The organism is Streptomyces sp. NPDC057694, assembly GCF_042799415.1.
Taxonomy (GTDB): domain Bacteria; phylum Actinomycetota; class Actinomycetes; order Streptomycetales; family Streptomycetaceae; genus Streptomyces.
Genome location: NZ_JBHVIX010000008.1, coordinates 60,702 through 86,490, shown reverse-complemented (window position 1 = coordinate 86,490; position 25,789 = coordinate 60,702). Strand labels below are relative to the sequence as shown.

At 71.8% G+C, this 25,789-nt stretch carries 27 protein-coding genes and 1 riboswitch; of the genes, 15 read left to right on the top strand and 12 right to left on the bottom strand.

Annotated elements, in window-relative coordinates:
• Positions 1–51 precede the first annotated feature (51 nt).
• Genes ACFVDP_RS19700 through ACFVDP_RS19670 form a run of 7 tightly spaced genes read right to left on the bottom strand, consistent with a single transcriptional unit; the run spans position 52 to position 4,770 of the window.
• Positions 52–408 (bottom strand): ATP-binding protein, encoded by a 357-nt coding sequence (locus ACFVDP_RS19700; protein ID WP_383491099.1) that lies wholly within the window; start codon positions 406–408, stop codon positions 52–54.
• 21 nt (positions 409–429) lie between these two features.
• Positions 430–822 (bottom strand): STAS domain-containing protein, encoded by a 393-nt coding sequence (locus ACFVDP_RS19695; protein WP_383491097.1) that lies wholly within the window; start codon positions 820–822, stop codon positions 430–432.
• Entirely contained in the window at positions 819–2,036 is a 1,218-nt protein-coding gene (locus ACFVDP_RS19690; protein ID WP_383491095.1) for a PP2C family protein-serine/threonine phosphatase, read from the bottom strand. Before ACFVDP_RS19690 ends, ACFVDP_RS19695 begins: the two co-directional genes overlap by 4 nt.
• Positions 2,033–3,049: a SpoIIE family protein phosphatase gene (locus ACFVDP_RS19685; RefSeq protein ID WP_383491094.1), complete on the bottom strand. Its 1,017-nt coding sequence runs from the start codon at positions 3,047–3,049 to the stop codon at positions 2,033–2,035. Before ACFVDP_RS19685 ends, ACFVDP_RS19690 begins: the two co-directional genes overlap by 4 nt.
• Positions 3,046–3,504, bottom strand: a complete 459-nt coding sequence (locus ACFVDP_RS19680; protein ID WP_383491092.1) for an ATP-binding protein — start codon at positions 3,502–3,504, stop codon at positions 3,046–3,048. The genes ACFVDP_RS19685 and ACFVDP_RS19680 overlap by 4 nt, the downstream gene beginning before the upstream one ends.
• Complete coding sequence (locus ACFVDP_RS19675; RefSeq protein ID WP_383491089.1) at positions 3,488–3,889, bottom strand: STAS domain-containing protein; 402 nt, start codon at positions 3,887–3,889, stop codon at positions 3,488–3,490. The genes ACFVDP_RS19680 and ACFVDP_RS19675 overlap by 17 nt, the downstream gene beginning before the upstream one ends.
• Complete coding sequence (locus ACFVDP_RS19670; protein WP_383491087.1) at positions 3,886–4,770, bottom strand: STAS domain-containing protein; 885 nt, start codon at positions 4,768–4,770, stop codon at positions 3,886–3,888. Before ACFVDP_RS19670 ends, ACFVDP_RS19675 begins: the two co-directional genes overlap by 4 nt.
• 425 nt (positions 4,771–5,195) lie before the next feature.
• Here ACFVDP_RS19670 and ACFVDP_RS19665 point away from each other — a divergent pair, with 425 nt between their 5' ends.
• The 3 genes from ACFVDP_RS19665 (at position 5,196) to ACFVDP_RS19655 (ending at position 9,069) form a co-directional block, all read left to right on the top strand.
• A complete protein-coding gene (locus ACFVDP_RS19665) occupies positions 5,196–6,671 on the top strand; it encodes an amino acid permease (protein ID WP_383491085.1) in 1,476 nt (491 codons plus the stop codon).
• Between the two features lie 10 nt (positions 6,672–6,681).
• Positions 6,682–7,134: an Lrp/AsnC family transcriptional regulator gene (locus ACFVDP_RS19660; protein ID WP_111665623.1), complete on the top strand. Its 453-nt coding sequence runs from the start codon at positions 6,682–6,684 to the stop codon at positions 7,132–7,134.
• A gap of 240 nt (positions 7,135–7,374) precedes the next feature.
• Positions 7,375–9,069 (top strand): flavin monoamine oxidase family protein, encoded by a 1,695-nt coding sequence (locus tag ACFVDP_RS19655; protein ID WP_383491083.1) that lies wholly within the window; start codon positions 7,375–7,377, stop codon positions 9,067–9,069.
• A gap of 18 nt (positions 9,070–9,087) precedes the next feature.
• On the opposite strand, the gene ACFVDP_RS19650 is transcribed toward ACFVDP_RS19655, so the two are convergent.
• The 3 genes from ACFVDP_RS19650 to ACFVDP_RS19640 form a co-directional block, all read right to left on the bottom strand.
• A complete protein-coding gene (locus ACFVDP_RS19650) occupies positions 9,088–9,744 on the bottom strand; it encodes a DUF4232 domain-containing protein (RefSeq protein ID WP_383491081.1) in 657 nt (218 codons plus the stop codon).
• Positions 9,745–9,969: 225 nt separating this feature from the next.
• Entirely contained in the window at positions 9,970–10,899 is a 930-nt protein-coding gene (locus tag ACFVDP_RS19645) for an LLM class F420-dependent oxidoreductase (protein WP_383491079.1), read from the bottom strand.
• 97 nt (positions 10,900–10,996) lie between these two features.
• The gene (locus ACFVDP_RS19640; protein WP_383491077.1) at positions 10,997–11,719 is read right to left on the bottom strand and encodes a DUF5995 family protein; all 723 of its coding nucleotides are present in this window, start codon (positions 11,717–11,719) and stop codon (positions 10,997–10,999) included.
• A 98-nt stretch (positions 11,720–11,817) separates the two neighbouring features.
• On the opposite strand from ACFVDP_RS19640, the gene ACFVDP_RS19635 reads away from it, so the two are divergent.
• The gene (locus ACFVDP_RS19635) at positions 11,818–13,008 is read left to right on the top strand and encodes a glycoside hydrolase family 6 protein (RefSeq protein WP_383491075.1); all 1,191 of its coding nucleotides are present in this window, start codon (positions 11,818–11,820) and stop codon (positions 13,006–13,008) included.
• On the opposite strand, the gene ACFVDP_RS19630 is transcribed toward ACFVDP_RS19635, so the two are convergent.
• On the bottom strand, positions 12,990–14,393 hold the full coding sequence (locus tag ACFVDP_RS19630; protein ID WP_383491073.1) for a uracil-xanthine permease family protein: 1,404 nt from the start codon (positions 14,391–14,393) through the stop codon (positions 12,990–12,992). The genes ACFVDP_RS19635 and ACFVDP_RS19630 overlap by 19 nt on opposite strands.
• Before the next feature lie 190 nt (positions 14,394–14,583).
• Between ACFVDP_RS19630 and ACFVDP_RS19625 the strand changes: the two genes are divergently transcribed.
• On the top strand, positions 14,584–15,057 hold the full coding sequence (locus ACFVDP_RS19625) for an acyl-CoA thioesterase (protein ID WP_383491071.1): 474 nt from the start codon (positions 14,584–14,586) through the stop codon (positions 15,055–15,057).
• On the opposite strand, the gene ACFVDP_RS19620 is transcribed toward ACFVDP_RS19625, so the two are convergent.
• Complete coding sequence (locus ACFVDP_RS19620; RefSeq protein WP_383491069.1) at positions 15,020–16,243, bottom strand: MFS transporter; 1,224 nt, start codon at positions 16,241–16,243, stop codon at positions 15,020–15,022. The two genes, ACFVDP_RS19625 and ACFVDP_RS19620, sit on opposite strands and share 38 nt — an antisense overlap.
• 116 nt (positions 16,244–16,359) lie before the next feature.
• Here ACFVDP_RS19620 and ACFVDP_RS19615 point away from each other — a divergent pair, with 116 nt between their 5' ends.
• The 10 genes from ACFVDP_RS19615 to ACFVDP_RS19570 all read left to right on the top strand — a co-directional run bounded on the left by ACFVDP_RS19615 (position 16,360) and on the right by ACFVDP_RS19570 (position 25,686).
• Positions 16,360–17,523 (top strand): ROK family transcriptional regulator, encoded by a 1,164-nt coding sequence (locus ACFVDP_RS19615; protein WP_383491067.1) that lies wholly within the window; start codon positions 16,360–16,362, stop codon positions 17,521–17,523.
• 469 nt (positions 17,524–17,992) lie between these two features.
• Positions 17,993–18,123, top strand: a riboswitch (FMN riboswitch).
• 162 nt (positions 18,124–18,285) lie between these two features.
• Entirely contained in the window at positions 18,286–18,900 is a 615-nt protein-coding gene (locus tag ACFVDP_RS19610; protein ID WP_383491065.1) for a riboflavin synthase, read from the top strand.
• Positions 18,897–19,538 (top strand): nicotinamide riboside transporter PnuC, encoded by a 642-nt coding sequence (locus ACFVDP_RS19605; protein ID WP_383491063.1) that lies wholly within the window; start codon positions 18,897–18,899, stop codon positions 19,536–19,538. The genes ACFVDP_RS19610 and ACFVDP_RS19605 overlap by 4 nt, the downstream gene beginning before the upstream one ends.
• Positions 19,535–20,824, top strand: coding sequence for a bifunctional 3,4-dihydroxy-2-butanone-4-phosphate synthase/GTP cyclohydrolase II (locus tag ACFVDP_RS19600; protein ID WP_383491061.1), 1,290 nt, complete (start codon positions 19,535–19,537; stop codon positions 20,822–20,824). The genes ACFVDP_RS19605 and ACFVDP_RS19600 overlap by 4 nt, the downstream gene beginning before the upstream one ends.
• A gap of 48 nt (positions 20,825–20,872) precedes the next feature.
• Complete coding sequence (gene ribH / locus ACFVDP_RS19595) at positions 20,873–21,358, top strand: 6,7-dimethyl-8-ribityllumazine synthase (RefSeq protein ID WP_351460958.1); 486 nt, start codon at positions 20,873–20,875, stop codon at positions 21,356–21,358.
• 35 nt (positions 21,359–21,393) lie between these two features.
• The gene (locus tag ACFVDP_RS19590) at positions 21,394–21,666 is read left to right on the top strand and encodes a phosphoribosyl-ATP diphosphatase (protein WP_383491059.1); all 273 of its coding nucleotides are present in this window, start codon (positions 21,394–21,396) and stop codon (positions 21,664–21,666) included.
• Between the two features lie 68 nt (positions 21,667–21,734).
• On the top strand, positions 21,735–22,583 hold the full coding sequence (gene hisG, locus ACFVDP_RS19585; RefSeq protein WP_383491057.1) for an ATP phosphoribosyltransferase: 849 nt from the start codon (positions 21,735–21,737) through the stop codon (positions 22,581–22,583).
• A 16-nt stretch (positions 22,584–22,599) separates the two neighbouring features.
• A complete protein-coding gene (locus tag ACFVDP_RS19580; protein ID WP_383491055.1) occupies positions 22,600–23,046 on the top strand; it encodes a PH domain-containing protein in 447 nt (148 codons plus the stop codon).
• A gap of 226 nt (positions 23,047–23,272) precedes the next feature.
• Entirely contained in the window at positions 23,273–24,613 is a 1,341-nt protein-coding gene (locus ACFVDP_RS19575; RefSeq protein WP_383491053.1) for a hemolysin family protein, read from the top strand.
• Positions 24,610–25,686 carry a hemolysin family protein gene (locus ACFVDP_RS19570; RefSeq protein ID WP_383491051.1) on the top strand — a complete coding sequence of 359 codons (1,077 nt, stop codon included), beginning with the start codon at positions 24,610–24,612 and terminating at the stop codon, positions 25,684–25,686. The genes ACFVDP_RS19575 and ACFVDP_RS19570 overlap by 4 nt, the downstream gene beginning before the upstream one ends.
• Positions 25,687–25,789: the final 103 nt, after the last annotated feature.

Below are 25,789 nucleotides of genomic sequence, written 5' to 3'. Positions count from 1 at the left end.
GTGCACCCGGCCCCGCCTCTTCACGCGTACGTGTGAAGAGGCGGGGCCGGGTCACGCCGTGGTCGGCGCCGTCCACGCGGCCGCGATGCACTTGCCGTCCGCCGCCGGACGCACCGACAGCTGCTCGGCAAGGCGTTCCACCATGTGCCAGCCGAAACCGCCCCCGCCGCCGAGATCCGGCGTCCGCGGCACCGGAGCCCGCGGATCCGCGTCCTCCACCTCCACCGCGAGCCCGCCCGCGTCCGAGCGCAGCCGCAGCCTGGCCAGTGCGCCCGTGTGCCGGGCCGCGTTGGTGACCAGCTCCGAGACGACCAGGAGCACCGCGTCCGCGTCGGCCCAGGGGCAGTGCTCGGCGACGAACCGGGCAGCTGTGTGCCGGGCCTGTGTCCCCGTCAGGGGACCGTCCATCACGATCTCCATCTGTACCGGCTACCCCGCCGACGGGCTGGTACCGGTACCGGTTCCGGCCGGTCCGTCGGGAACCAGGACCGTGTCGAGCCCCGTGATCCGGAAGATCCGCTCGACGACCGGGGACAGCCTGCGCACCGCCAGTCCTACGCCTCGCTCCTGGAGCGCGACACGCGCCCGCAGCAGCGCGTTGATGCCGCCCGAGTCGAAGAACCGTACGTCCGACAGGTCGAGGGTGAGCGTGCCCCCGTCCGGCACGGCGACCCGGGTGAGGGCGTCGAGCAGCCGCGGCGCGCTCTCGTAGTCCAGGTCACCGGTGAGGGCGACGACCGGACCGTCCTCGCCCGGCACGGTGGCCAGCCGCAGCACGTGGGACGGGTCGCCGGGTATCGCCCCGGTCGCGGCGTGGGTCATCGGCTTCTCCGTACGGTGAGGGCGAGCGTGTCGTCCGGGTGCAGGATCACGGTGTGCATCTCCTGAGCGAGGGCCCCGGGGATCTCTTCGGTGGGGCGGTGCCGGTGGCGGACGGCGGCCGCGGCGAGCCGCCGTTCCCCTTCGTAGGGGTCGCGACGGCTCTCGGTCAGGCCGTCCGTGTAGAGGACCAGGAGGTCGTCGGGGGCGAGCTGTTCGTGGCGCAGCCCCTCGCTGCCCGCCATCGGATAGCCGATGCCACGGCCGCGTACCTCCAGGAAGCGGGTGCTGCCGTCGCCGCTCACCAGCAGGGGCGGCGGATGGCTGCCGTTGGCGACGGCGACCCGGCCGGAACCGGGGTCGATGCGGACCAGCTGGACCGTCGCCATCAGCTCCCGGTCGTAGGGCAGCAGGATCTCGTCGGTGCGCCGCACGATCGTCTCCAGCGAGTGGCCCTCCAAGGTGAGGGTGCGCACGGCATGGGTGACGTCCAGGGCGCTGCGGGTACTGGTGACGCCGTGCCCGAGGGCGTCGACGACCGTGATGTGCACGGTGCCGTCGGGGAGCTCGAACCAGTCGTAGAGGTCGCCGCCGGTCGGGGCGTCGGTGCCGGCCGGCGCGTAGTGGATGGCCAGCTCCAGGCCGTCGACCTTGATGGGTGCCGGGCGCAGCGCGTCCTCCAGCTCGCGCAGCATCTGGCCGTGCGCGCGCCGCAGTTGCTCGTCGCGCTCCTCCAACTGCACGTACAGGGCGAGGACACCGCTGTTCGTCTCGTCCAGCTCGTGGGTGAGGCTGCGCCGGTCGGCCTCCAGGGTCTCGGCCCGGTGCACCGCCACGCGCAGCTCCTCCTCCAGCAGCTCCACGGGGGAGTGCGCCCGCTGCCCGGCCGGGACCTGCGCGGGCAGCGGAACGCGCCACACCGTGCTGTCCGCCTCCCGCTGCGCCGGCAGCGGCAGGTTCTCCACCGCGGACGCGGACGCGGCCCGCAGCCGCAGCGTCAGCTCCCGGTCGTCCGGTGCCTGCGGCGGCGCCGCCTCCAGGGTGACCGGACGCCCCGCCCGCAGTTCCGTCTCGGCCACCCGGGACACGGACTGGGCGAGGCGGGTGCGCAGCTCGGCAGGCAGGTGCAGCCTGGCCGCCAACGCCCGCACCGCCGAGCGCAGTTCGGGCAGCGACCGGTGCGTCGTACGCAGGTGCGCGGCCGCCTGGTCGGTCATGAACTCCTCCTTGCCGCCCCGGAGACCAGAGCGGTCGCGTCGTCGCGTGCGCTGCGGTGGCCGTGCCCCAGGGCGGCGGCGAGCAGCCGCGGCGGCATGCCCAGCAGGAAGGGGGTGGCGGTGTCGGGCCAGCGGGCCGTGATGCCGTCGCTGTGCACGACCGCGGCGCACTCCTCGGGCATGGGCAGCGTGCGGGCCAGCGGCTTCGGCATGTTCCAGCCGACCACGCCCGGCTGGCCGAGCCCCCGGGACCGTACGCCGTCCTGGGCCACCAGCAGCAGCCGTACGTTGCCGATGCCGCAGTGCTCCACGGAGCCGGGCCGCAGCCGCATCAGGCCGACCGCCGCGCCGCGGCCCGAGCGCAGCGCCCGGTCCATCGCGGCGAGGATCTCGGGCAGCGGGCGCTCGGGCGCGGCCCGGAACGCGGTCACGGCGGCGGCGCCCGCCTCGGCCGCCTCCGCCCCGTGCCCGAGCCCGTCCACGACGACCGCGGTGCGCCCGCCGGGCGCGTCCACCACGGCGGCGCTGTCCCCGCAGGCCCGCTCACCGCGCACCGGCAGGCACAGCAGACCGAGGTCGGACAGCGGCGGCCGGGTGCCGGGCGCGTGGAAGCGGGCGCAGATCAGGGTGCCGACGCCGGGCAGGGTGCGCAGCGTCAGCTCGTCGGCGAGCCGGCGGGCCGCGCCCATGCCCGAGCCGAGCGTGCCGGTGGTGCTGAACCCGTCGACCATGGCCCGGTCCGGGCTCGCCATGCCGGGGCCGCGGTCCACGGCGACCACGTCGAGGCCGCCGCCCAGGGGGTGGCACTGCACGTACACGGCGCCGCCCACCGCGTGGAGCAGCAGGTTTCCGGCGAGCTCGGTGGTGAGCACCGCGGCCCGCTCGGCGGCGGTGCCGTCCAGGCCGCCGTGGCGGGCGGCCCGCCGCGCCAGCGTCGCCGCGTGGTGCACGGCGCTGGCGTGGTCGACGACGACGTGCGCGGTGACCGCGGGATCGTGGGCCTCTCCGGTCATCGCAGCGTCCAGCGCACCGCGGTCACCGTCGTTCCCGCTCCGGGCCGGGTGTCGACGTGGAACTCGTCCATCAGCCGACGGGCGCCGCCCAGGCCGTGGCCGAGACCGCCGCCGGTGGTGAAGCCGTCCCGCAGCGCCGCGCCGAGGTCCGCGATGCCGGGTCCCTCGTCCCCTATCACCAGCCGGATGCCGCTGCCGCCGGGCCGGGCGAGCAGCTCCACCGTGAGGGTGCCGCCCTTGCCGTGGACGTAGGCGTTGCGGGCGAGTTCGCTCGCCGCGGTCACCACCCGGGTCTGGTCGACCAGGCCGAAGCCGCACTCGACCGTCGCCGCCCGCACGGCATGACGCGCCGTCAGCAGGTCGTCGTCCGACCGTACTTCGTACGTGCGCTGCACGGTCACCCGCAGGCCCGGGGGATGGGCCACGGGTGCCGTCTGCTCATCCGACAAGGTCATGGCCGGGAGCCTCCAGGGTCCGCTGCCAGCCGAGCGCGGTCAGGCCCTGCTCCGCGTTGAGCGCGGTCTCCACGCCCGTCAGCCGGATACCGAGTTCGACCAGGGTGATGGCGACGGCGGGACGCATCCCGGCGACGATCACCCGGGCGCCGAGCAGCCTCGACATCGTCGTCAGCTCCATGAGCGTACGGGCCACGAACGAGTCGATGATCTCCAGCCGCGAGATGTCGATGAGCACCCCGCGGGCATGGTCCGACACGATCCGCTCGGTCAGTTCGTCGGTGAACACGACGGCGGACTTGTCGTCCAGCTCGTTGAGCAGACCCGTCACCAGGACGTCGCCCAGCCGGAGAATGGGAACGCCCTGCGGGCGCGGGGTGGTCACCGGGCTGCCGATTCGGCGACTGCCAGGCCCACGGCGGGCTGGTCCGTGAGCCTGACCGCCGCCGACAGCGCGTCGGCCAGGGTGGCACGGGTCAGGATGGTGGACAGGTCGATTCCCAACTGGGCGATGGTCTGGGCGATGGGCGGCCGGATACCGCTGATGACACAGTCCGCGCCCATCAGCCGGACCGCGTTGACGGTCTGCATGAGGTGCTGGGCGACCGCCGTGTCGACGGTCAGCACCCCGGTGATGTCGATGATGGCGACCTTCGCCTCGTCGTCCTGGATGGCCTGGAGCAGCGACTCCATGACGATCTGGGTGCGCGCCGTGTCCAGCGTGCCGATCAGCGGCACCGCGAGTACGTGCTTCCACAACCGCACGACCGGCGTGGACAGTTCCATCAGCTGCCGGCTCTGCCGCCGGATGATCTCCTCGCGGCCCTCGACGTAGGTCTCGAAGGAGATCGCACCGGCCGCGTCCAGCATCCGGTTCACCAGGATCGCCGCCGAGAACAGCTCGCCCATGTCCCGCGTGGTGTGCTGCACGGCCGCCAGCAGCGCCTCCTTGAGGGAGAGCACCGCGAGCGAGGTGTCGGTGGGGGTGGCACCCGCGCGGACCCGGCGCAGCGACAGCTCCGTGATCGCCGTACGCAGGTCATGGTGCGAGGTCACCAGCCGCTCGACCGGGGTGTCGCCGGTCAGCGCGTCGGTGAGGGCGTCGATGAGGGTGCGGGCCTCTTCACGCAGTTCGCCCTCGGTCATGTCCGTGCCGAGTGCGGCCTGTTCCAGCTGGAGCGTCGTCCAGCGGGCGGCGATCTGTTCCTCCTGATCCCTCAGCGCCTCGAGCAACAGGGTGCGGATGTCGGTGTCGCTGGTACTCACGAGCCTCTCTCACATCGCTTCTCCGGACATGTGCGTCGAGCACATGATGCCTTTCCCGAACCACCCCTGCCGAAGCCCGGGTTGATGTCAGGTCATCTTCCCGGGCAACGGCAGGGGCGGCGGTGACGAGTACCCACCACCGGGGCTTTCACTCCCCCTCGCGGTATGTGGTCTCGCACACATCGGTCGCCCCACGTGTGGCGGGCGACGCAACGAACACGTGTGGGGCGACAGTACGCGCAACGATCTTGCGGGTGCACGCAAGGTTGCTGCATTACAGACGGGAACAGACGTCCTCTAGAGTCATCCGCTGTACGTGGCACGGCGGGGGACGGCCTGCTCGGCGGTCCCCGGCCAGGGTGAGGACCGTCACGTCTCCTTGTCGCCACGGCCGACCCCACCGGCAGCGATCAAGGAGCCAGCGCGTGCTCGACCAGGGAACCCCACCCGCAGCAGGAACCTCCCCAGGGCTCGGCGCCCGCCTCATGCGGCGCAAGCCCGTGGAACGCCTGGTCGCGGAGGGCGGCCAGGGCGAGGGCGGCTCTCTGCGGCGCTCGCTCGGCCTCTGGCAGCTGACCATGATCAGCATCGGCGCCACGCTCGGCACCGGCATCTTCGTCGTGCTCGGCGAGGCGGTCCCGAAGGCCGGCCCCGCGGTCACCCTCTCCTTCGTGATCGCCGGCCTGACCGCGCTCTTCTCGGCCCTTTCGTACGCCGAACTGGCCGGGACCATCCCGGTCGCGGGCTCCTCCTACTCGTACGCATACGCAACGATGGGCGAGCTGGTCGCCTGGGTGTGCGGCTGGTGTCTGATCCTGGAGTACGGGGTCTCGGTCGCCGCCGTCGCCGTCGGCTGGGGCGAGTACCTCAACGAACTGCTCGACGGCACGATCGGCGTCACCATCCCGGACGCGCTCTCCGCGCCGCCCGGCGACGGCGGCATCTTCAACCTGCCCGCGCTCATCGTCGTCCTGCTCGCGATGGTCTTCCTGCTCGGCGGCGCCCGGGAGTCCGCCCGCGCCAACACGATCATGGTCGTCGTGAAGATCGTCTCGCTGCTGCTCTTCTGCGCCATCGGCCTCAAGGGCTTCGAGTCCGGCAACTACGAGCACTTCATGCCGCTGGGAATGGCCGGAGTCAGCGCGGCCGGCGCCACGCTCTTCTTCTCCTACATCGGCTTCGACGCCGCCTCCACCGCGGGCGAGGAGGCGAAGAACGCCCAGCGCGACCTGCCGCGCGCGATCATGCTCTCGCTGGTCATCGTCACCGCGCTGTACGTGCTCGTCGCCGCGGTCGCCGTCGGCGCCCGGCCCTGGAAGGAGTTCGACGACACCGAGGCCACCCTCGCCGGGATCATGCAGGACGTCACCGGCCAGTCGTTCTGGGCCACGCTGCTCGCCGCGGGCGCCGTCATCGCGATCGCCTCGGTCGTGCTGACCGTCCTCTACGGCCAGACCCGCATCCTGTTCGCCATGGCCCGCGACGGCCTCGTGCCGAAGACGTTCGCCCGGGTCCACCCGAAGAGTGGCGCGCCGCGCGCCAACACCGTCATCGTGTCGCTGTTCTGCGGGGTGCTGGCCGCCGCGATCCCGCTCGGCCAGCTCGCCGACGCCACGAGCATCGGCACGCTCTTCGCGTTCGCCCTGGTCAACGTCGCCGTGGTGCTGCTGCGCCGGACCCGCCCGGAGATGAACCGCACCTTCCGGGTGCCGCTCTTCCCGCTGCTGCCGGTCCTCGGGTTCGGCTTCTGCATCTGGATGATGGGCAGTCTGTCCGTGATCACCTGGATCGTCTTCGGTGTCTGGATGGCCGTCGGCCTCGTGTTCTACTTCTGCTACGGGATGCGTCGCTCCCGTCTCGCCGCCCCGGAAGTCACCGCTGACCCCGCAGCCCAGAAGTGAACCTCCTGCCTTGCTGAACGATCTCGACGAACGCATCGTGCACGCCCTCGCCGAGGACGCCCGCCGCTCCTACGCCGACATCGGCCAGCTGGTCGGCCTGTCCGCGCCCGCCGTGAAGCGCCGCGTGGACCGGCTGCGGGCCACCGGCGCCATCACCGGCTTCACCGTACGGGTCGACCCGGCCGCGCTCGGCTGGGAGACCGAGGGGTTCATCGAGGTCTACTGCCGCCGCAACACCTCGCCGGACGCGATCCGGCGGGGCCTGGAGCGGTACCCGGAGATCGTGGCCGCGTCCACCGTCACCGGGGACGCGGACGCGCTGGTGCAGGTCTTCGCCTCCGACATGCGGCACTTCGAGCGGGTCCTGGAGCGGATCGCGGGGGAGCCGTTCGTCGAGCGGACCAAGTCCGTGCTGGTCCTGTCGCCCCTGATGCGCCGCTTCACGTCGGGGTCACCGGCCTGACCCGGCGCGGGGTCCACGTACGCGAAACGCCGTCCGGGCCGCCCGGCGCGCAATGAATCACCGTTTCCGGCGCCGCGCACGCAACGAAACGCACACGCAGACGCAACAGTCCCGTCTTGTCCCGCTGACCAGCGAAAACGTACCGTTCTCTGGGCCCGCTGAGTTGTCGCGGGCGCACCCTCAGCCAGCCCAGGCCGGGCACTCTCCTGCTCAACCGCGTCCGCAAGGAGTCCGCACCCCATGACGTCCACGGTGCCCACCGCCGTCCAGCACACCGACGCCCAGCCGCCGATCACCATGTTCGGACCGGACTTCCCGTACGCGTACGACGACTTCCTCGCGCACCCGGCGGGCCTCGGCCAGATACCGGCGACCGAGCACGGCATCGAGGTCGCCGTCATCGGCGGCGGCCTCTCCGGCGTCGTCGCCGCGTACGAGCTGATGAAGATGGGCCTCAAGCCCGTCGTGTACGAGGCCGACCGGATCGGCGGGCGGCTGCGGACCGTGGGGTTCGACGGCTGCGACCCGGCGCTGACCGCCGAGATGGGCGCGATGCGCTTCCCGCCGTCGTCGACGGCGCTCCAGCACTACATCGACCTGGTGGACCTGGAGACCCGGCCGTTCCCCAACCCGCTCGCCGAGATCACCCCGTCGACGGTCGTCGACCTCAAGGGCGAGAGCCATTACGCGGAGACCGTCGACGACCTGCCGCAGGTCTACCGCGATGTCGCCGCCGCCTGGAACGCCTGTCTGGAGGACGGCGCCGACTTCTCCGACATGAACCAGGCGATGCGCGAGCGGGACGTGCCGCGCATCCGGGAGATCTGGGCGAAGCTCGTCGAGAAGCTCGACAACCAGACGTTCTACGGGTTCCTGTGCGAGTCCGAGGCCTTCAAGTCCTTCCGGCACCGCGAGATCTTCGGCCAGGTCGGCTTCGGCACCGGCGGCTGGGACACCGACTTCCCGAACTCGATCCTGGAGATCCTGCGCGTCGTCTACACCGAGGCGGACGACCACCACCGGGGCATCGTCGGCGGCTCGCAGCAGTTGCCGCTGCGGCTGTGGGAGCGCGAGCCGCAGAAGCTCGTGCACTGGGCGCCGGGGACGTCCCTCGCCTCCCTGCACCCGGACCGGGACCCGCGTCCCGCCGTGACCCGGCTGTCGCGCACGGCCGGCAACCGCATCACCGTGACCGACGCCGAGGGCGACATCCGCACGTACAAGGCGGCGATCTTCACCGCCCAGTCGTGGATGCTGCTGTCGAAGGTGGCGTGCGACGACGCGCTCTTCCCGATCGACCACTGGACCGCCATCGAGCGCACCCACTACATGGAGTCCAGCAAGCTGTTCGTGCCCGTCGACCGGCCGTTCTGGCTGGACAAGGACGAGACCACCGGCCGGGACGTCATGTCGATGACGCTGACGGACCGGATGACGCGCGGGACGTATCTGCTGGACGACGGACCCGACCGGCCCGCCGTGATCTGTCTGTCGTACACCTGGTGCGACGACAGCCTGAAGTGGCTGCCGCTGTCGGCGAACGAGCGGCTCGAAGTGATGCTGAAGTCGCTCGGCGAGATCTATCCGAACGTCGACATCCGCAAGCACATCATCGGCAACCCGGTGACCGTGTCCTGGGAGAACGAGCCGTACTTCATGGGCGCGTTCAAGGCGAACCTGCCCGGCCACTACCGCTACCAGCGCCGGCTGTTCACGCACTTCATGCAGGACACCCTGCCGGCCGACCGGCGCGGGATCTTCCTCGCCGGTGACGACATCTCCTGGACGGCCGGCTGGGCCGAGGGGGCGGTGCAGACCGCGCTGAACGCGGTGTGGGGCGTCATGCACCACCTGGGCGGGGAGAGCGACGCGGCCAACCCCGGACCGGGCGATCTGTACGAGGCGATCGCTCCGGTCGAACTGCCCGAGGACTAGAGAAGGACGGGAAAGGGGTCACTGCTTGCCGGTGCCGACCGGGTCCACGTTGATGTCGCCGGAGGGCTTGTCGGTGACCGGCAGGTTCAGGGTGACCGGCACGGTCTTGGAGTGGGTCTCGTTCGGGGGCGTGACGACGAGGCTGGTGATCGTCACGCCGGAGCCGCCCGTGTTGTTCGGCGTGTAGTGCAGGTGGAAGCGGGTCGTCTCGCCGTTCTTGAGGACGACCGACACCGGGGCGACACCGGTGCGCCCGGCGCTCATGGTGCCGCCGTCGTTGTCCGCCTTGAGGTCGACGCCGGGGAAGCCCTTGAGGGAGCAGGCGTCGCTGGTGTTCTTCATGGCGACCATGAAGTCGCCCTCGCCCATGCCGTGGGCGGTGCTGAAGCTGAGGTTGGCGGTCTTGCAGGGGCCGGTGTTGATCTGGCCGCCGCCGCTGCCCGGGGCGTCGTCGTCGCCGGCGGACGCGTCGCCGCCCTTGGAGGACGTCGAGCCTCCGGCCGAGGACGTGGAGCCGCCCGTGCCTTCCGCGGAGGACGCGTCGGACGAGGACGAGGCCGACGACGAGGCGGAGTCGTTCGAGGCCGACGCAGCGTCCCCGTCGTCCTGGCAGGCGGTGAGGGCGAGGCCGGCGGTGAGGACTACGGCGGCGAGGGTGAACTTCTGGGCGCGCATCGTTTCTTCCTTCATGATCGTGGCGGCCGTTGGAGTGAGCGGCTTACTGATCATCAAGACTCACCGGCCGCGCGGCCCGTTCCACCTTCCGCCTTCCCCATACATGCCTGTTACACGCGATGCGGGAAGGCGGTGGTGGAGCGGGTTTCCCTCGTATCCCCGTTCGGATCACCGGCACTGTTTCGTGACACGGCCGTCCTTGACCTGTGGGAACGGTGGAGACGGTCAGACGCCCGCGGCCCGCGCCTTCTCGTAGACCTCGGCCGCCACGTCCTTGAGTTCCTCGGCGTCGCGCAGGGGGCCCTGGAGGTCGATCAGGATCTCGTCCAGGCCCACCTCGTCGTGCGCCACGAGGTCCTCGACGATCTGGTCCACGCTGCCCTGGAAGGGCCGGCGGTCGTCGCCGGTGTACGGCTCGGGCGTGCGGACCGTGTTCACCCGCAGCACGCTCTGCAGCGGCTCCGTGCGCCCGCGCTCCTCGGCCAGCTCCCGCAACTGCGCCCAACTCTGCTTGAGCGGCTCGGCTCCCATCCCCACCGGCATCCAGCCGTCCGCCCGGTCGACGAGGCGCCGCTGGGCCTTCGGGCTGCCGGCCGCGAGCAGGATCGGCAGGGGCCCGGCCGGCTTGGGGCCGACGACGGACGGGGCGACGGTGGTCAGCTCGCCCTCGTACGCGACCGGATCCGGACCCCACACCGCGCGGCACACCTCGATCAGCTCGTCGAGGACCTGGCCGCGCCGGGCGAACGGCGCGACGCCCGCCGCCGCGTACTCGTCGTGCGACCAGCCCGTGCCGAGCCCCGCCACCACCCGGCCGCCGCTCGCCGCGTCCAGCGAGGCCAGTGAGCGCGCCAGTTGGAAGGGCACGTGCAGCGGCGCCACCAGCACGCTGGTGCCGAGGCGGGCCGTGGACGTGGCCGCCGCCGCGAGGGTGAGCGAGACGAGCGGATCGGCGACCGAGCGGTATCCGTCGGGCCACGGCATGCCGGGGATCCCGTACAGCCCCTGCCGGGCGGGCTCGGGGTAGAGGATCCGCTCGAAGACCCACAGGCTCTCGTAGCCGGTGGCCTCGGCGGCGCGCGCCACGTCGGGGATGTCGCGGCCGATGGCGTACTGCCGCATCTGCGGGAGTCCGAGTCCGAGTCGGGTCGTCATACAGGTCTCCTTCGTCGCGTACGTGTCCGGTGCAGGGGATGTCGCACCTTCAACGTATCCGTGCGGCAAGGGAGTTCCGGAGCCGGAACGGCCGGTTTCAGCCGGGGAAGGCGGGCAGCGGGGTGAGCAGCATCCGGCCGACCAGACCCACCGACGCGTCCAGGCGCTGAGCGAACTCGGAATGCAACGCGGGCAGTTCACGCAGGGCCCACAAGGCGCAGGCCGCCGCCCACGCCCCGTCGCGGGCCCGCTCCAGACTCCAGGAGCCGAGCAGATGGGTGAGCGGATCGGCGACCTGGAGGAGATCGGGGCCCGGCATCAGCTCCTCGCGGATGCACTCCTCCAGCGAGACGAGAAGGTCGCCCACGCCGTCGAACTCGTCCTCCAGAGCGGCCGGTTCGCAACCGAGCGTACGGCAGGTGTCCACGACGGCCAGGGCGAGATCGTGGCCGATGTGCGCGTTGATGCCCGCGAGCGCGAACTGCAGTGGACGTACTCCGGGATGGCTGCGGAACTGCAGCAGCGGCCGCCAGCACGCCGGTGGCCGCACCCCGCACGCCGCCGCGTCGACCGCTTCGAGATAGCGCTCGGCGAAGCGGACGTCCAGCGCGACCGCGGCCGCCCGGTCCCGGAAACCGCCGCGTGCCCCCTGGTCGATGGCGTGATCCACGGCTTCCGTGACGGACAGATAGATCCGGTTGAACACCGCCACACCGTCCTGCGCCGGCAGCTGCGCGGCGACCGCGCGCATCCGTGCGATCACCGAGTCGACTCCTTGGGCCGGGATGCGCGGCCCTGCGATGCGTTCCAACTGCGCCATGCACGAAGCGTCCCAGCCCTAGGCTGACGCGGGCGTCGGCTGGCCGGGGGCTTCCCCGAAACGAGGGAACGGCGGCCGGGAAGCCGGGGGAGAGCACGGTGTCAGGGTGGAGGGCGCGGCGGCTCGCCGAGCGGCGGGTGGCCCGGCGGCGGGCGGTGTGGCGGGACGCGATGGTCACCGCCGCCGCGGCCGTGGCCGCCGTCGGGACCGTCGCGGGACTGGTGTCCGCCCTCGACACGGACCGGGGCGGCGGCGACGAGGCGCGGCCCACCGTCAGCCCGGTCCCGAGCCGGGTGCCGCTGCCCGCCGTGCCGAGCGCGACGCGGCACGCCACCGACTCGCCTTCCCCGACGCGGAGTTCGGCACGGCCCAAGCCGTCGAAGCGGCCCGCCACCCGCCCGGCACCGGCCACCCGGACGCCCGCGCCCACCGGCCTGTACCGGTACGGCGGCTCCCAGGTGCTCGACTGGGTGCGCTCCCACCCCTCCGACCCGCGCCGCCCCCTCATCGAGTCCCGGATCGCGGCCCGGCCGGCCGCCGTCTGGTTCGCCGACTTCACGCCGGACACCATCGCGTCCCGGGTGCGCGCGGTGACCTCCGGCGCGGCGCGCGCGGGCCAAGTGCCGGTCGTCGTCGCGTACGCGATCCCGCAGCGGGACTGCGGCGGCGCCTCCGACGGCGGGGCGCCCGACATCGGCGCGTACGACGACTGGATCGACCGGTTCGCGGCGGGGCTCGGCTCCCGCGAGGTCATCGTGATCCTGGAACCGGACGTGCTGTCCGAGACCGGGTGCCTCAGCCGCAGTCAAAGGGGCGACCGCTACGCCGCGTTGGCGCGCGCGGGCCGTGTCATGAAGGCGGCGGACCCGCGGGCACGGGTCTACTACGACGCGGGGCACTCGGACTGGAACCCGGCCGGTGCGCAGGCGGCCCGGCTGCGGGCTTCGGGCGCGGCGTCGGGTGCCTCGTCCGACGGGATCTTCACCAACGTCTCCAACTTCAACCGGACGTCGGACGAGATCGCGTACGCCCGGCAGGTCCTCGCGGCGATGGGCGGGCCGAGCGGCCTGGGCGCCGTCGTCGACACGAGCCGCAACGGCAACGGCGCTCCCGCGGACGGCGCGTGGTGCGATCCGGACGGCCGCGAACTGGGGCAGGCGCCGACCCTGCGGACCGGGGAGTCCGGGATCGACGCCTACCTGTGGGTGAAGCTGCCGGGCGAGTCCGACGGCTGCAAGGGCTCGCCGGGCACGTTCACGCCCGACTACGCCTACGAGTTGGCCGACTGACCGTCGCCGTCCTTCGTCTTGTCGTACGTGGAGGTGCCCTGGTCGAGCAGCGGCTCCTGCTGCTTGAGGTGCGCGGGGGCCATCGCCCGCAGGGCGTGATAGCCGGTGATGACCACGATCGTGCCGAGGGCGATGCCGCTCAGCGAGAAGGTGTCGGTGAACTTCAGGGAGACGTTGCCGACGCCGATGATGATGCCCGCGGCGGCCGGCACCAGGTTCAGCGGGTTGCGCAGATCGACCTTGGCGTTGATCCAGATCTGCGCGCCGAGCAGGCCGATCATGCCGTACAGGATGACGGTGATGCCGCCGAGCACGCCGCCCGGGATCGCGGCCACGATCGCGCCGAACTTCGGGCACACGCCGAAGAGCAGCGCGAAACCGGCCGCCGCCCAGTAGGCGGCCGTCGAGTAGACCCGGGTCGCGGCCATCACGCCGATGTTCTCGGAGTACGTGGTGTTGGGCGGGCCGCCCACGGCGGTGGAGAGCATGGAGGCGACGCCGTCGGCGGAGATGGCGGTGCCCAGCTTGCCGTCGAGGTTGTCGCCGGTCATCTCGCCGACGGCCTTCACGTGTCCGGCGTTCTCCGCGATCAGCGCGATGATCACCGGCAGTGCGACGAGGATCGCCGACCACTGGAACGACGGGGCGTGGAAGGACGGCAGTCCGATCCAGTCGGCCTTGCCGACGCCGGACAGGTCCAGACGCCAGTGGTCCACGGCCGTCGTGCCGCCGTTCGTCGAGTGGATCTTGCCGAAGACCTGGTCGAACAGCCAGGAGACCGCGTAGCCGAAGATCAGGCCGAGGAAGATCGCGATGCGGGACCAGAAGCCGCGCAGACACACCACGGCCAAACCGGTGAACAGCATCACGAGCAGCGCCGTCCACTGGTCGGTCGGCCAGTACGTGGAGGCCGTGACCGGCGCCAGGTTGAAGCCGATCAGCATGACGACCGCGCCGGTCACGATCGGCGGCATCGCGGCATGGATGATCCGCGCCCCGAACTTCTGCACGGCCAGACCGACGACGAACAACAGCACGCCGACGACGAAGACCGCGCCGGTGACCGTGGCACTGTCGCCGCCCGAGGCCCGGATGACGGCGGCGACCCCGACGAAGGAGAGCGAACAGCCCAGGTAGCTGGGCACCCGGCCGCGCGTGGCCAGCAGGAAGATGACCGTCGCGACACCGGACATCATGATCGCGAGGTTCGGGTCGAGACCCATCAGGACCGGAGCGACGAACGAGGCGCCGAACATCGCGACCACGTGCTGGGCGCCGAGCCCGATCGTGCGCGGCCAGGTCAGCCGCTCGTCGGGCCGGACGACGGCGCCCGGGGCCGGGACTTTGCCGTCGCCGTGCAGTTTCCAGCGGACGCCGAGGTCCATGTGCGCACTCTGCTTTCTGTGGCCTGAAACGATCGCCTCATGTTAATGCGACGTAAGTAGGCGTTCTCGTCGTGCCCGTCGCCCGGCCCGGGAGCCGCTGAGGTGCAGGTCACGCCGTTCTGCTGAGCGTTTGCTTAGATCATCGCCGTACGATGACGCTCCCACCCGCACCGCACCAGGAGCCCCATCCGTGACCGCCGTCACCCCCGACCTCAAGCCCGGCACCACCGACGGCTCCGGCCGCCACGGCTGCCTCGTCCCGGTCCAGGTCCACTTCGACGACCTCGACGCCCTCGGCATGCTGCACAACGCCCGCTACCCGGTCCTCGTCGAGCGCGCCTGGACCGCGCTGTGGAACGAGCGCGGCCTCGTCTTCGAGGGCGACTGGGACGCGGCCGGCGACTTCTGCAACGCGGTCAAGGAACTCACCGTCAGCTACGAGGCACCGGTCCTGCGCCCGGGCGCGTACGCCGTGCACCTGTGGATCGAGCGGCTCGGCAACACCGGCCTGACCTACGGCTTCCGCTTCTGCTCGGCGGACGGCGCGACCACGTACGCGCGCGGGACGCGCGTCCTGGTCCGGCTCGACCCGGGGACGCTGCGCCCCACCCGCTGGAGCGACCGCTTCAGGACTTGCGCGCGGGATCTGCTGCCGCCGGGCTGACCTGCTCCGGCACCTTCGTGCGCGCCGTGCGGTCGCCGGCCCGCAGCACCCCGGCGAACACCACGAGCCCGCAGGCCAGCACGGTGACCACGCCGAACGACACCACCAGGCTCGTCGTCTCGGCGATCGTGCCGATCGCGGACGGCGCGACGAGCCCCGAGGTGTACGTGATCGTGGCGACACCGGCGATGGCCTGGCTCGGGTTCGGCCCGCTGCGCCCGGCCGCCGCGAAGGCGAGCGGCACGACCACCGCGATGCCGAGGCCGAGCAGTCCGAATCCGGCCATCGCGACGGCCGGGTTCGGCGCCACGACCACCATCAGCGCGCCGAGCGCCGCGCCGATCCCGCTGATCCGTACGGTGCGCACCGCCCCGAACCGGTCCACGACCCGGTCGCCCGCGATCCGGGCGATCGCCATGGTCAGGGTGAAGCCGGTGGTGCAGGCGGCCGCGAGCCCCGCCGACGTGTCGAGCACGTCCCGCAGATAGACCGCCGACCAGTCCAGGCTGGCGCCCTCGGCGAAGACCGCGCAGAACCCGACCGCGCCGATCAGCAGCGCGGACTTCGGCGGCAGCGCGAACCGAGGCGGCGGCTCCTCGTCCTCCGTCGGCCGCAGATCGAGCACCCAGCGGCAGGCGATGAACCCCGCGACGGTCAGCACTCCGGCGGCGAGCACATGGTGCAGCCGGGCGTCCGCGCCCAGATGCGCGGCGAGGGTGCCGCCCGCCGAACCGATCAGGGCGCCCGCACTCCACATGCCGTGCAGGCCCGACATGATCGACTTGTCGAGCCGGGTCTCGACCTCCACGCCGAGGGCGTTCATCGCCACGTCCGACATGCCGGCCGACGCCCCGTAGACGAACAGCGCCGCGCAGAGCGTGAGCAGATTCGGCGCGAGGGAGGGCAGGATCAGCGCCAGCGTCCACAGCGCGAGCAGTCCGCGCAGGGCGGTCCTGGCGCCGAACCGGTGGCTGATGCTGCCGGCCAGCGGCATCGCCACGGAGGCGCCGATCGCCGGGAAGGCCAGCGCGAGCCCGAGCTGGCCCGCGCTGACGCCCGCGTGCTCCTGGATCCAGGGCACCCGGGTCGCGAACGAACCCGTCACGGCCCCATGGACGCAGAAGACGGTCGCGACGGCGTACCGCGCCCGCTTCAACTCCCTTGTTCCGTATATGACTTCACTCATCCCGCGGGCCCCTCCCGGTGTGTTCCCCTGCTCGTCCCTCACAGTGCCGCCGTAAACTATCAGGAACCCTGCCTGATAGTTAACCTGTTTCGGCCGCCGAGCCGTAGGATCCCGCCATGCCCGCATCGCCGAGGACCGCCCGAGCCATCAACGACCGGCTCGCGCTGCGCTTCCTCCAGGAGGAGGGGCCGCTCACCGCGGGCCAGCTCAAGGAGCGCACCGGACTGTCCCGGCCCACGGTCGCCGACCTCGTCGAGCGCCTCACGGCCTCCGGCCTCGTCGCCGTCGTCGGGGAGGCCGGGGCGCAGCGGCGCGGTCCGAACGCCAAGCTGTACGGGATCGTCGCCGACCGGGCCCATCTCGCCGCCCTCGACGTGCGCACCGAAGGGGTCCGGCTCGTCGTCGCCGACCTGCTCGGCACCGTACTGGCCGAGGCTGCCGTGCCCGTCGAGGACGGTGAAGAGACGGGGGCCGCCGTCGAGCGTGCCGTCGCCCTCCTGGAGCGCACCGCCAAGGAGGTCGGCGCCGGGCCCCTGCACACCGTCGGGGTCGGCGCCCCCGGCCTCATCGACCCCGCGACCGGCGAACTCCGCGACTCCTCCGGCCTGCCCGAATGGCACCGCCGGCTGATCGCGGCCCTCCAGGAAAGGCTCCCCGCGCGCGTGCTCGTCGAGAACGAGACGAACCTCGCCGCCCTCGCCGAACAGCGCGACGGTGCCACCCGGGGCCGGGACACGTTCGTGCTGCTGTGGCTCGGGCTCGGTATCGGCGCGGCCGTCGTCCTGGACGGGAAGCTGCGCCGCGGGGCCTCCGGCGGGACCGGGGAGATCGGGTTCCTGCCCGTGCCCGGCACCGGTGGGGTGCCGTCCGCCACCGACTGCGACGGGGGCTTCCACTCGCTGGCCGGCTCGGCCGCGATTCTCGAACTCGCCGCGGAGCACGGGCTCGTGGCGCCCGGGGAGCCCGTGGGGCGGGCCGCCGAGGTCGTCCGCGCGGCTGTCGCCTCCGGCGCGGAGGGGTTTCTCGACGCGCTGGCCGACCGGGTCGTCCTCGGCGCGGCCGCCGTCGTGGCCGTGCTCGATCCCGGCTGCGTGGTCCTTGCCGGGGAGGTCGGTCGGGCGGGCGGCGACCTGCTCGCCGAGCGCGTCGCCGCACGACTCGCTCGGATGTCACCGCTGGCCACCGAGGTGCGGGCCGGTGAGTTGGGGGGCGGGGCCGTGTTGCGCGGGGCGCTGCTGATGGCCCGCGAGTCGGCGCAGGACGCCGTGTTCGCGCCGTAGGGGCGGGGCCGGTCGGGCGAGTGCGGGTCACGCTTGCGCTCGGCGCCCTGGGTTGTCGGTCGTGTGCGGGCCGGTGGCCGCTTCTCGCGCAGTTCCCCGCGCCCCTGGAGATGCGCACTGCGTGCGCGACCTCCATCAGAGGGCGCGCCATCTGCCCCCGGTGAGGCGCGCGTAGCGCAGCCTCTAGGGGAGGCGGCGCGTAGCGCCTGCCTCAGGGGCGCGGGGAACTGCGCGACCAGCCCCCACCGGCCCGCAGACGAGAAACAAGCCGATAAGGGGCGCGGGGAACTGCGCGAGAAGCGGCCACCGGCCGTCAGCTGACCGACAACCCGAAAAGGGACGCGGGGAACCGCGCGGCGCCGTATTCCCGGGTGCTTGCACAAACCATCGCCCCGGGCTGTGAAACAGCCCACAGCATTCGCATGCATGCACAACCATCGGACGTGGCAGACTGGCCCTGTACCAGAAGCAGCGCACTCCGGGGTCGGTGAAAGTCCGAACCGGCGGTTACAGTCCGCGACCCGGTCACGTCCAGTGGCCGGTTGACCAGGTGAAATTCCTGGACCGACGGTTAAAGTCCGGATGGGAGGCAGTGCGCGGCGGGCGGGCACCACAGGTGCGCGTCGCCGGCTGTTTCACCGTTCCCGCAAGGGACCGGTGTCGAACACGGCGTCGACTCTCCCGGTGTCGCAGTCCGTACGTTCTGTCGTCGTCGTACGACAGTGCCCCGGAGTCCAGGCCCCAAGAGGGAGGACCCGGGAAGTGTTCACCGGAATCGTCGAAGAGCTGGGCGAAATCACCGCCATCGAGACGCTCGATGACGCCTGTCGCTTCCGTGTCCGCGGCCCCGTCGTCACCGAAGGCGCCCAGCACGGAGACTCCATCGCCGTCAACGGCGTATGCCTCACGGTTGTCGAGCACGGCGACGGCGCGTTCACCGCCGACGTGATGGCCGAGACCCTCAAGCGTTCCAGCCTCGGCGCGCTGACCACGGGCTCCCGCGTCAACCTCGAACGCCCGATGGTGGCCGACGGCCGCTTCGGCGGGCACATCGTGCAGGGCCACGTCGACGGCACCGGCACCGTCGTCGAGCGCACCCCCTCCGAGCACTGGGAGATCGTCAAGATCTCGCTCCCCGCGGAGCTCTCCCGGTACGTCGTCGAGAAGGGCTCGATCACGGTCGACGGCGTCAGCCTCACCGTCGTCGAGGCGGCCGCCGACTACTTCACCATCAGCCTCATCCCCACCACGCTCGCCCTGACCACGCTCGGCATCAAGCAGCCCGGCGACCCGGTCAACCTCGAGGTCGACGTCATCGCCAAGTACGTCGAGCGGATGCTCGGCACCGGCCACAGCACCGACGGGGGCACCAAGTGAACTGGCTCAACTCCGAGGCGTTCACGGCCTTCGGGCAGCACATCCTGTGGTCCGACATGATCGGCAACACCTTCGGCCTGGTCGCGCTCGCGCTCGGCTGGAAGCGCTCCATCTGGACCTGGCCCGTGCAGTTCGTCTCCGGCCTGATCCTCTTCGGCGCCTTCGCCGGACACCTGACCGGCAGCGCCGGCAAGCAGGTCGTCGTCATGGTCGTGGCCGCGATGGGCTGGGCCGCCTGGGTGCGCGGCAGGAAGCAGGCGCAGGACGGCTCCATAGCCGTGCGCTTCGCCACCTGGAAGGAGCGCGGCCTGATGGTCCTCGCCGGGGCCGCCGGCACCGTGGCCGTCGCGCTGCTCTTCAAGGCCTACCCGACGCTGTCCTGGGACCCGTGGCCGGACGCGTACATCTTCGTCGGCACCGTCGTCGCCATGTACGCCCAGGCCCGCGGCATGGTCGAGTTCTGGTTCGCCTGGCTGCTGGTCGACGCCGTCGGCGTCCCGCTGAACTTCGCCAACGGCTACGCCTTCTCCGGCTTCGTCTACGTCATCTACGGCGCGCTCGTCCTGTGGGGCATGCGCGACTGGTGGCAGCGGTCCCGCGCGGCCGCCGCCCCCGCTCTGGAAGGAGCGCACGCATGAGCACGGCACCCCACCTGTACGAGGTCTCCCAGGACACCGACCTCTCCCTCGACCCGGTCGAGGCGGCCGTCCGCGACATCGCCGCGGGCCGCCCCGTCGTGGTCGTCGACGACGAGGACCGGGAGAACGAGGGCGACCTGATCGTCGCCGCGGAGAAGATCACGCCCGAGATCGTCGCTTTCATGATGAGCGAGTGCCGCGGCCTGATCTGCGCCCCCATGGAGGGCGCCGAACTGGACCGGCTCGACCTGCCGCAGATGGTCGGGAACAACACCGAGTCGATGAAGACCGCCTTCACGGTCTCCGTCGACGCCTCCGGCGCGCACGGCGTCACCACCGGCATCTCGGCCGCCGACCGCGCCACCACGCTCCGCCTCCTCGCCTCCGGCACGGCCGAGGCGGGCGACTTCGTCCGGCCCGGCCACATCTTCCCACTGCGCGCCAAGGAAGGCGGCGTCCTCGCCCGCAACGGCCACACCGAGGCCGCCGTCGACCTGGCCCGCCTCGCGGGCCTGCGCCCGGCCGGCGCCATCGTGGAGATCGCCGGCGAGGACGGCGTCATGCTGCGGCTGCCCGAGCTGATCCCGTTCGCCCGCAAGCACGGCCTGACGATCATCTCCATCGAGGACCTGATCGCGTACCGCAAGAGCGCCGAGCCCACGGTCAAGCGCGAGGCCACCGTCCAGCTCCCCACCGCCCACGGCGAGTTCACGGCGTACGGCTACCGCTCCACGGTCGACGGCGTCGAGCACGTCGCCCTCGTCCACGGCGAGGTCGGTGAGGGCGATGACGTCCTCGTGCGGATCCACTCCGAGTGCCTGACCGGCGACATCTTCCACTCGCTGCGCTGCGACTGCGGCCCTCAGCTGGAGGAGTCCATGCGCCGCGTCGTCGAGGCGGGCCGCGGGGTCGTCGTCTACCTGCGCGGCCACGAGGGCCGCGGCATCGGTCTGCTGTCCAAGCTGCGCGCCTACGAACTCCAGGAGCAGGGCCGCGACACCCTCGACGCCAACCTGGAACTGGGCCTGCCCGCCGACGCCCGCGACTACGCCGCCGGCGCCCAGATCCTCCAGGACCTCGGCGTGCGCAGCCTGCGCCTGATGACCAACAACCCCGACAAGACCGACGCCCTCACCCGGCACGGCCTGAAGGTCACCGCCCGCGAGCCGATGCCCGTCACGGCCGGCGAGCACAATCTCCGCTACCTGCGCACCAAGCGGGACCGGATGGGCCACGACCTGCCCTGGCTGGACGCGCCCCGCACGTCCGCCTGCAACAACCAGTAACTACCTCAACTCCCTTAATTTCATCTACGTACGTACGAGGAGAAGCGCGTGAGCGGCAAGGGTGCACCCGAACTGAGCGTGGAGAACTGCGGCGACCTGCGGGTGGCCGTCATCGCCGCCCAGTGGCACGAGAAGGTCATGGACGGCCTGGTCGACGGCGCCCTGCGGGCGCTGAACGAGCTGGGCATCAGCGAGCCCACCGTGCTGCGCGTCCCCGGCAGCTTCGAGCTGCCGGTCGTCGCCAAGCGCCTCGCGGACCGCGGCTACGACGCGATCGTCGCGCTCGGCGTCGTCATCCGCGGCGGCACCCCGCACTTCGAGTACGTGTGCCAGGGCGTCACCCAGGGTCTGACCCAGGTCTCCGTCGACACCGGGGTCCCCGTCGGCTTCGGCGTGCTGACCGTGGACACCGAGGAGCAGGCCCTGGACCGGGCGGGCATCGAGGGTTCCAACGAGGACAAGGGGCACGAGGCCGTGACCGCCGCCGTCGCCACCGCGACCACGCTGCGTACCATCGCCGAGCCCTGGCGTTAAGAGCCTGAGGAGACCCGCGTAAAGTAGGCAGCACCATGTCCAATAAGACGTTCGAGGAGCTCTTCACCGAGCTCCAGCAGAAGGCCGCCACCGGCGACCCCGCCACTTCCCGCACCGCTGAGCTGGTCGGCAAGGGTGTCCATGCCATCGGCAAGAAGGTCGTCGAGGAGGCCGCCGAAGTCTGGATGGCCGCCGAGCACGAGGGCAAGGACGCCGCCGCCGAGGAGATCTCGCAGCTGCTCTACCACGTCCAGGTGATGATGGTCGCCCGCGGCATCTCGCTCGACGACGTGTACGCCCATCTCTGAGCCGCTGTCTCAGCCGCTGTCTCCGCCCGTTCGTCCAACTCCCTGATCACGCGAAGGAATCCCGCCTCATGCTGCGCATCGCCGTCCCCAACAAGGGTTCACTGTCCGGACCTGCGTCGGCGATGCTGCATGAGGCCGGATACCGCCAGCGCAAGGAGTCCAAGGAACTCGTCACGGTCGACCCGGACAACGAGGTGGAGTTCTTCTACCTCCGTCCCAAGGACATCGCGATCTACGTGTCCTCCGGCAAGCTCGACATCGGCATCACCGGACAGGACCTGCTGATCGACTCGGGCGCCGACGCCGAGACCATCCTGCCGCTCGGTTTCGCCCGCTCCACCTTCCGCTTCGCCTCCCGCCCCGGCGCGGTCAAGGACCTCGCCGACCTCGCGGGCAGGACGATCGCCACCTCGTACGAGGGCATCGTCGGCAAGTACCTCGCCGACCACGGCGTCGACGCCTCCGTCGTCCACCTCGACGGCGCCGTCGAGACGGCCATCGAGCTGGGCGTCGCCGACGCGATCGCCGACGTCGTCGAGACCGGCACCTCGCTGCGCAACGCGGGCCTGGAGGTCTTCGGCGACCCGATCATGAAGTCCGAGGCGTGTGTCATCCGCCGCACCGGCGCCGACACCGACAACACCAAGGCCCAGCAGTTCCTGCGCCGCCTTCAGGGCGTCCTCGTCGCCCGTACGTACGTGATGATGGACTACGACTGCCGCGCCGAGCACCTGGAGCGGGCCGTCGCCCTCACCCCGGGCCTGGAGTCGCCGACCATCTCCCCGCTGCACAACGAAGGCTGGGTCGCGGTGCGTGCCATGGTTCCGGCCAAGGACGCGCAGCGGATCATGGACGACCTGTACGCCCTGGGCGCGCGGGCCATCCTGACGACGGCCATCCACGCCTGCCGCCTCTGAGGACACCGAGAACACCATGTCGGAAGCCCTGCCCAGCCTGCCCGTCACCTTCAGGCCGGGGCGCACCCGCGCCATCCTGCACACGCTCGGCGCCGCCTGCTTCGTCACCATCACCGTCGTCGCGCTCTTCCTCGACGGGATGCGGCCGGCGGAGCGGAGCAGCTTCATCTTCACGGCGGCGCTGTTCTGGGGCGTCCTCGCCCTGCTGGCCCGCCCCAAGGTGGTCGCCGACGGCGAGGGCGTCACCGTCGTCAACATCGCGCGCAGCCGCCGCCTGTCCTGGGCGGAGATCGTCCAGGTCAACCTGCGCCCCGGCGACCCGTGGGTGTTCCTCAACCTGACCGACGGCACCAGCATGGCCGCGATGGGCATCCAGCCCGGCCTCGCCAAGAAGAGCGCGATCCGCGACGCGAGGACCCTGCGCGCCCTCACCGACGCGGCCCACGCACAGCCCCGGGGCTGACTCGTCGCCCCTTCGGCCGCTCAGCCCCTGACGCCCTGCCCCCAGTCGTGATTAATCTGGTGGCAGGGCGCGCGCCGAGCGCCGCCCCGCCCCGGCCCGACCGTCCGGGGTTCCTGCTAACCAAGGAGTGACTCCCTCCAGCGATGGACGGATCGTCCGGTAGTACCTGCGCCGCCCCCTCCCGACATAGCGCGACCCGCTCGCGTACGTCCTCGGAGGCGGCGGCATGACCATCCCGTTGCTGCTTCTCGCGGCCGCCTTTCTCCTCATCCTCGCCAACGGCTTCTTCGTGGCGGCCGAATTCGGCCTCGTCACCGTGGAACGCCCCGACGCCGAACAGGCCGCGGCCGCGGGCGACAAGCGCGCCCGCACCGTCGTGAGCGCCCTGAAGGAACTCTCCTTCCAGCTCTCCGGCACCCAGCTCGGCATCACCATCACCTCCCTGGTCGTCGGCATGCTCGCCGAGCCGGCCCTCGCCGAGCTGCTGCGCGGACCGTTCACGGCCGTCGGCGTGCCCGGCGGCGCGGTCGGCGGGGTGTCCGTCGTCGTCGGCATGCTGCTGGCCTCCGCCGTGCAGATGGTGATCGGCGAACTCGTACCCAAGAACTGGGCGGTGTCCAAGCCGCTCCAGGTGGCCCGCTTCGTGGCCGGTCCGCAGTCGGTCTTCGCCCGGCTGTTCCGCCCGGTCATCGCCCTGCTCAACACGGTCGCCAACCGGCTCGTGCGGGCGCTCGGCGTGGAACCCGCCGACGAACTGGCCTCCGCCCGCACCCCCGGCGAACTGGTCTCGCTCGCCCGGCACTCCGCGCAGGCGGGTGCCCTGGAGCAGGACACCGCCGATCTGTTCGTGCGCACCCTCTCGCTCGGCGAGCTGACCGCCCAGCACGTCATGACGCCGCGGGTGAAGGTCAGCGCGCTCCAGTCCTCCGCGACCGCCGAGGACGTGGTCAATCTGACCCGCGCCACCGGCCTGTCCCGCTTCCCCGTCTACCGGGAGCGGATCGACGAGGTCATCGGCGTCGTCCACCTCAAGGACGCCCTCGCCGTCGCCGCGCACGACCGCCTGCGCACCCCGGTGAGCCGGATCGCCCAGGCGCCGCTGCTGATCCCCGAGACCCTCCCGGTCCAGCCGCTCCTGGCCCGGCTGCGCAGCGAGCAGCCGATGGCCGTGGTGGTCGACGAGTACGGCGGCACCGCAGGCGTCGTCACCCTGGAGGACATCGTGGAGGAGCTCGTCGGCGAGGTCCGCGACGAGCACGACGGTCTCGACCTGCCCGAGCTGGCCACCGCGCCGGCCGAGGACGGCCGCCCCGCCTGGGACGCCGACGGCGGATGCCGCGTCGACATCCTGCGCCGCATAGGCCTCGACGTCCCCGAGGGTCCCTACGAGACGGTGGCCGGCCTCGTCGCCGACCTCCTGGGCCGCATCCCGGCTCCCGGGGACAAGGCCGAACTCCCGGGCTGGAAGCTCTCGGTCCGTCAGGTCGACCACTACCGTGCCGAACGGGTCCGCCTCGTGCGCACCGCGGACACCGAGCAGGCCGCAGTCCTGGAGGCGGCCCGATGAGCGCCCTGCAACTGTTCTTCGCCGCCCTCCTGGTGCTGGCCAACGGCTTCTTCGTGGGAGCCGAGTTCGCCCTGGTCTCGGTCCGCCGCAGCCAGATCGAACCCATCCCCGGGAACCGGGCCCGCCAGGTCCTCTACGGGCTCGAACACCTGCCGCAGATGATGGCGGCGGCCCAGTTCGGCATCACCGTCTGCTCGCTGACGCTCGGCGCGGTCGCCGAGCCCACCGTGGCCAAGCTCCTGGAGCCGCTCTTCGAGGCGATCCACCTGCCGCACGGCGTCATCCACCCGCTGGGCTATGTCATCGCGCTCGCCGCGGTGGTCTTCTTCCACCTCGTCATCGGCGAGATGGTCCCGAAGAACCTGGCGATGGCCGCGCCCGAGAAGACCGCGCTGTGGTTCAGCCCGGGCCTCGTCGCCTTCGCCCGCCTGTGCAGGCCGATCACGCTGGCGCTCGGCGCCTGCGCCCGGCTGATCCTCAAGCTCTTCCGGGTCGAGCCCAAGGACGAGGTCGAGGCGGTCTTCACCAGCGAGCAGCTGAACCGGCTCGTGGAGGACTCCGGGCAGGCCGGCCTCCTCGACCCCGAGGAGCAGGAGCGCCTGGACAACGCCCTGGAACTGGGCTCGCGCCCGGTCACGGACGTCCTGCTGACCAAGGCGTCCCTGGTGACGGTCGGCCCGTCGGTCACCCCGGCGGAGGTCATCGGCCTCACCGCCCGCACCGGCTTCTCGCGCTTCCCGATCTGCGCGGACACCGGAGCGTTCATGGGTTACCTGCACGTGAAGGACGTCCTCGACCTGATCGAGGGCCCCGACACCGACCGGGCCGTCCCGCAGCACGTCTGGCGTCCCATGACGACCCTGCGCGCCGAACTGCCGCTGGACGACGCGCTCACCGTGATGCGGCGCGCGGCGACCCACCTGGCGCAGGTCGCGGACGCCTCGGGCCGGGTCCTGGGGCTCGTCGCGCTGGAGGACGTACTGGAACTCCTGGTGGGCGAGGTCACCGACCCGGCCCACCGGGACGAGCCGGTGGTACCTCCGGCGCGCAGCCGGCAGGGCGTTCCGGCCTGACCCGTCGTGCGGGGGGCGTCCTCTGACACATCCCCCCCCCCCCCCCCCCCGGCCCCCCCCCCCCCCCCCCCACAACCCCCCCCCCCCCCCCCCCCCGAGGTCC

Excerpts from the sequence above, each read along its gene's own strand:
- ACFVDP_RS19570 (WP_383491051.1), top strand. The coding sequence starts at position 24,610 with ATGAGCGCCCTGCAACTGTTCTTCGCCGCCCTCCTGGTGCTGGCCAAC.
- ACFVDP_RS19580 (WP_383491055.1), top strand. The coding sequence starts at position 22,600 with ATGTCGGAAGCCCTGCCCAGCCTGCCCGTCACCTTCAGGCCGGGGCGC.
- ACFVDP_RS19600 (WP_383491061.1), top strand. The coding sequence starts at position 19,535 with ATGAGCACGGCACCCCACCTGTACGAGGTCTCCCAGGACACCGACCTC.
- ACFVDP_RS19615 (WP_383491067.1), top strand. The coding sequence starts at position 16,360 with ATGCCCGCATCGCCGAGGACCGCCCGAGCCATCAACGACCGGCTCGCG.
- ACFVDP_RS19680 (WP_383491092.1), bottom strand. The coding sequence starts at position 3,504 with ATGACCTTGTCGGATGAGCAGACGGCACCCGTGGCCCATCCCCCGGGC.
- ACFVDP_RS19655 (WP_383491083.1), top strand. The coding sequence starts at position 7,375 with ATGACGTCCACGGTGCCCACCGCCGTCCAGCACACCGACGCCCAGCCG.
- hisG (WP_383491057.1), top strand. The coding sequence starts at position 21,735 with ATGCTGCGCATCGCCGTCCCCAACAAGGGTTCACTGTCCGGACCTGCG.
- ACFVDP_RS19640 (WP_383491077.1), bottom strand. The coding sequence starts at position 11,719 with ATGGCGCAGTTGGAACGCATCGCAGGGCCGCGCATCCCGGCCCAAGGA.
- ACFVDP_RS19650 (WP_383491081.1), bottom strand. The coding sequence starts at position 9,744 with ATGCGCGCCCAGAAGTTCACCCTCGCCGCCGTAGTCCTCACCGCCGGC.
- ACFVDP_RS19645 (WP_383491079.1), bottom strand. The coding sequence starts at position 10,899 with ATGACGACCCGACTCGGACTCGGACTCCCGCAGATGCGGCAGTACGCC.
- ACFVDP_RS19590 (WP_383491059.1), top strand. The coding sequence starts at position 21,394 with ATGTCCAATAAGACGTTCGAGGAGCTCTTCACCGAGCTCCAGCAGAAG.
- ACFVDP_RS19630 (WP_383491073.1), bottom strand. The coding sequence starts at position 14,393 with ATGGACCTCGGCGTCCGCTGGAAACTGCACGGCGACGGCAAAGTCCCG.
- ACFVDP_RS19700 (WP_383491099.1), bottom strand. The coding sequence starts at position 408 with ATGGACGGTCCCCTGACGGGGACACAGGCCCGGCACACAGCTGCCCGG.
- ACFVDP_RS19575 (WP_383491053.1), top strand. The coding sequence starts at position 23,273 with ATGACCATCCCGTTGCTGCTTCTCGCGGCCGCCTTTCTCCTCATCCTC.
- ACFVDP_RS19690 (WP_383491095.1), bottom strand. The coding sequence starts at position 2,036 with ATGACCGACCAGGCGGCCGCGCACCTGCGTACGACGCACCGGTCGCTG.
- ACFVDP_RS19695 (WP_383491097.1), bottom strand. The coding sequence starts at position 822 with ATGACCCACGCCGCGACCGGGGCGATACCCGGCGACCCGTCCCACGTG.
- ACFVDP_RS19620 (WP_383491069.1), bottom strand. The coding sequence starts at position 16,243 with ATGAGTGAAGTCATATACGGAACAAGGGAGTTGAAGCGGGCGCGGTAC.
- ACFVDP_RS19685 (WP_383491094.1), bottom strand. The coding sequence starts at position 3,049 with ATGACCGGAGAGGCCCACGATCCCGCGGTCACCGCGCACGTCGTCGTC.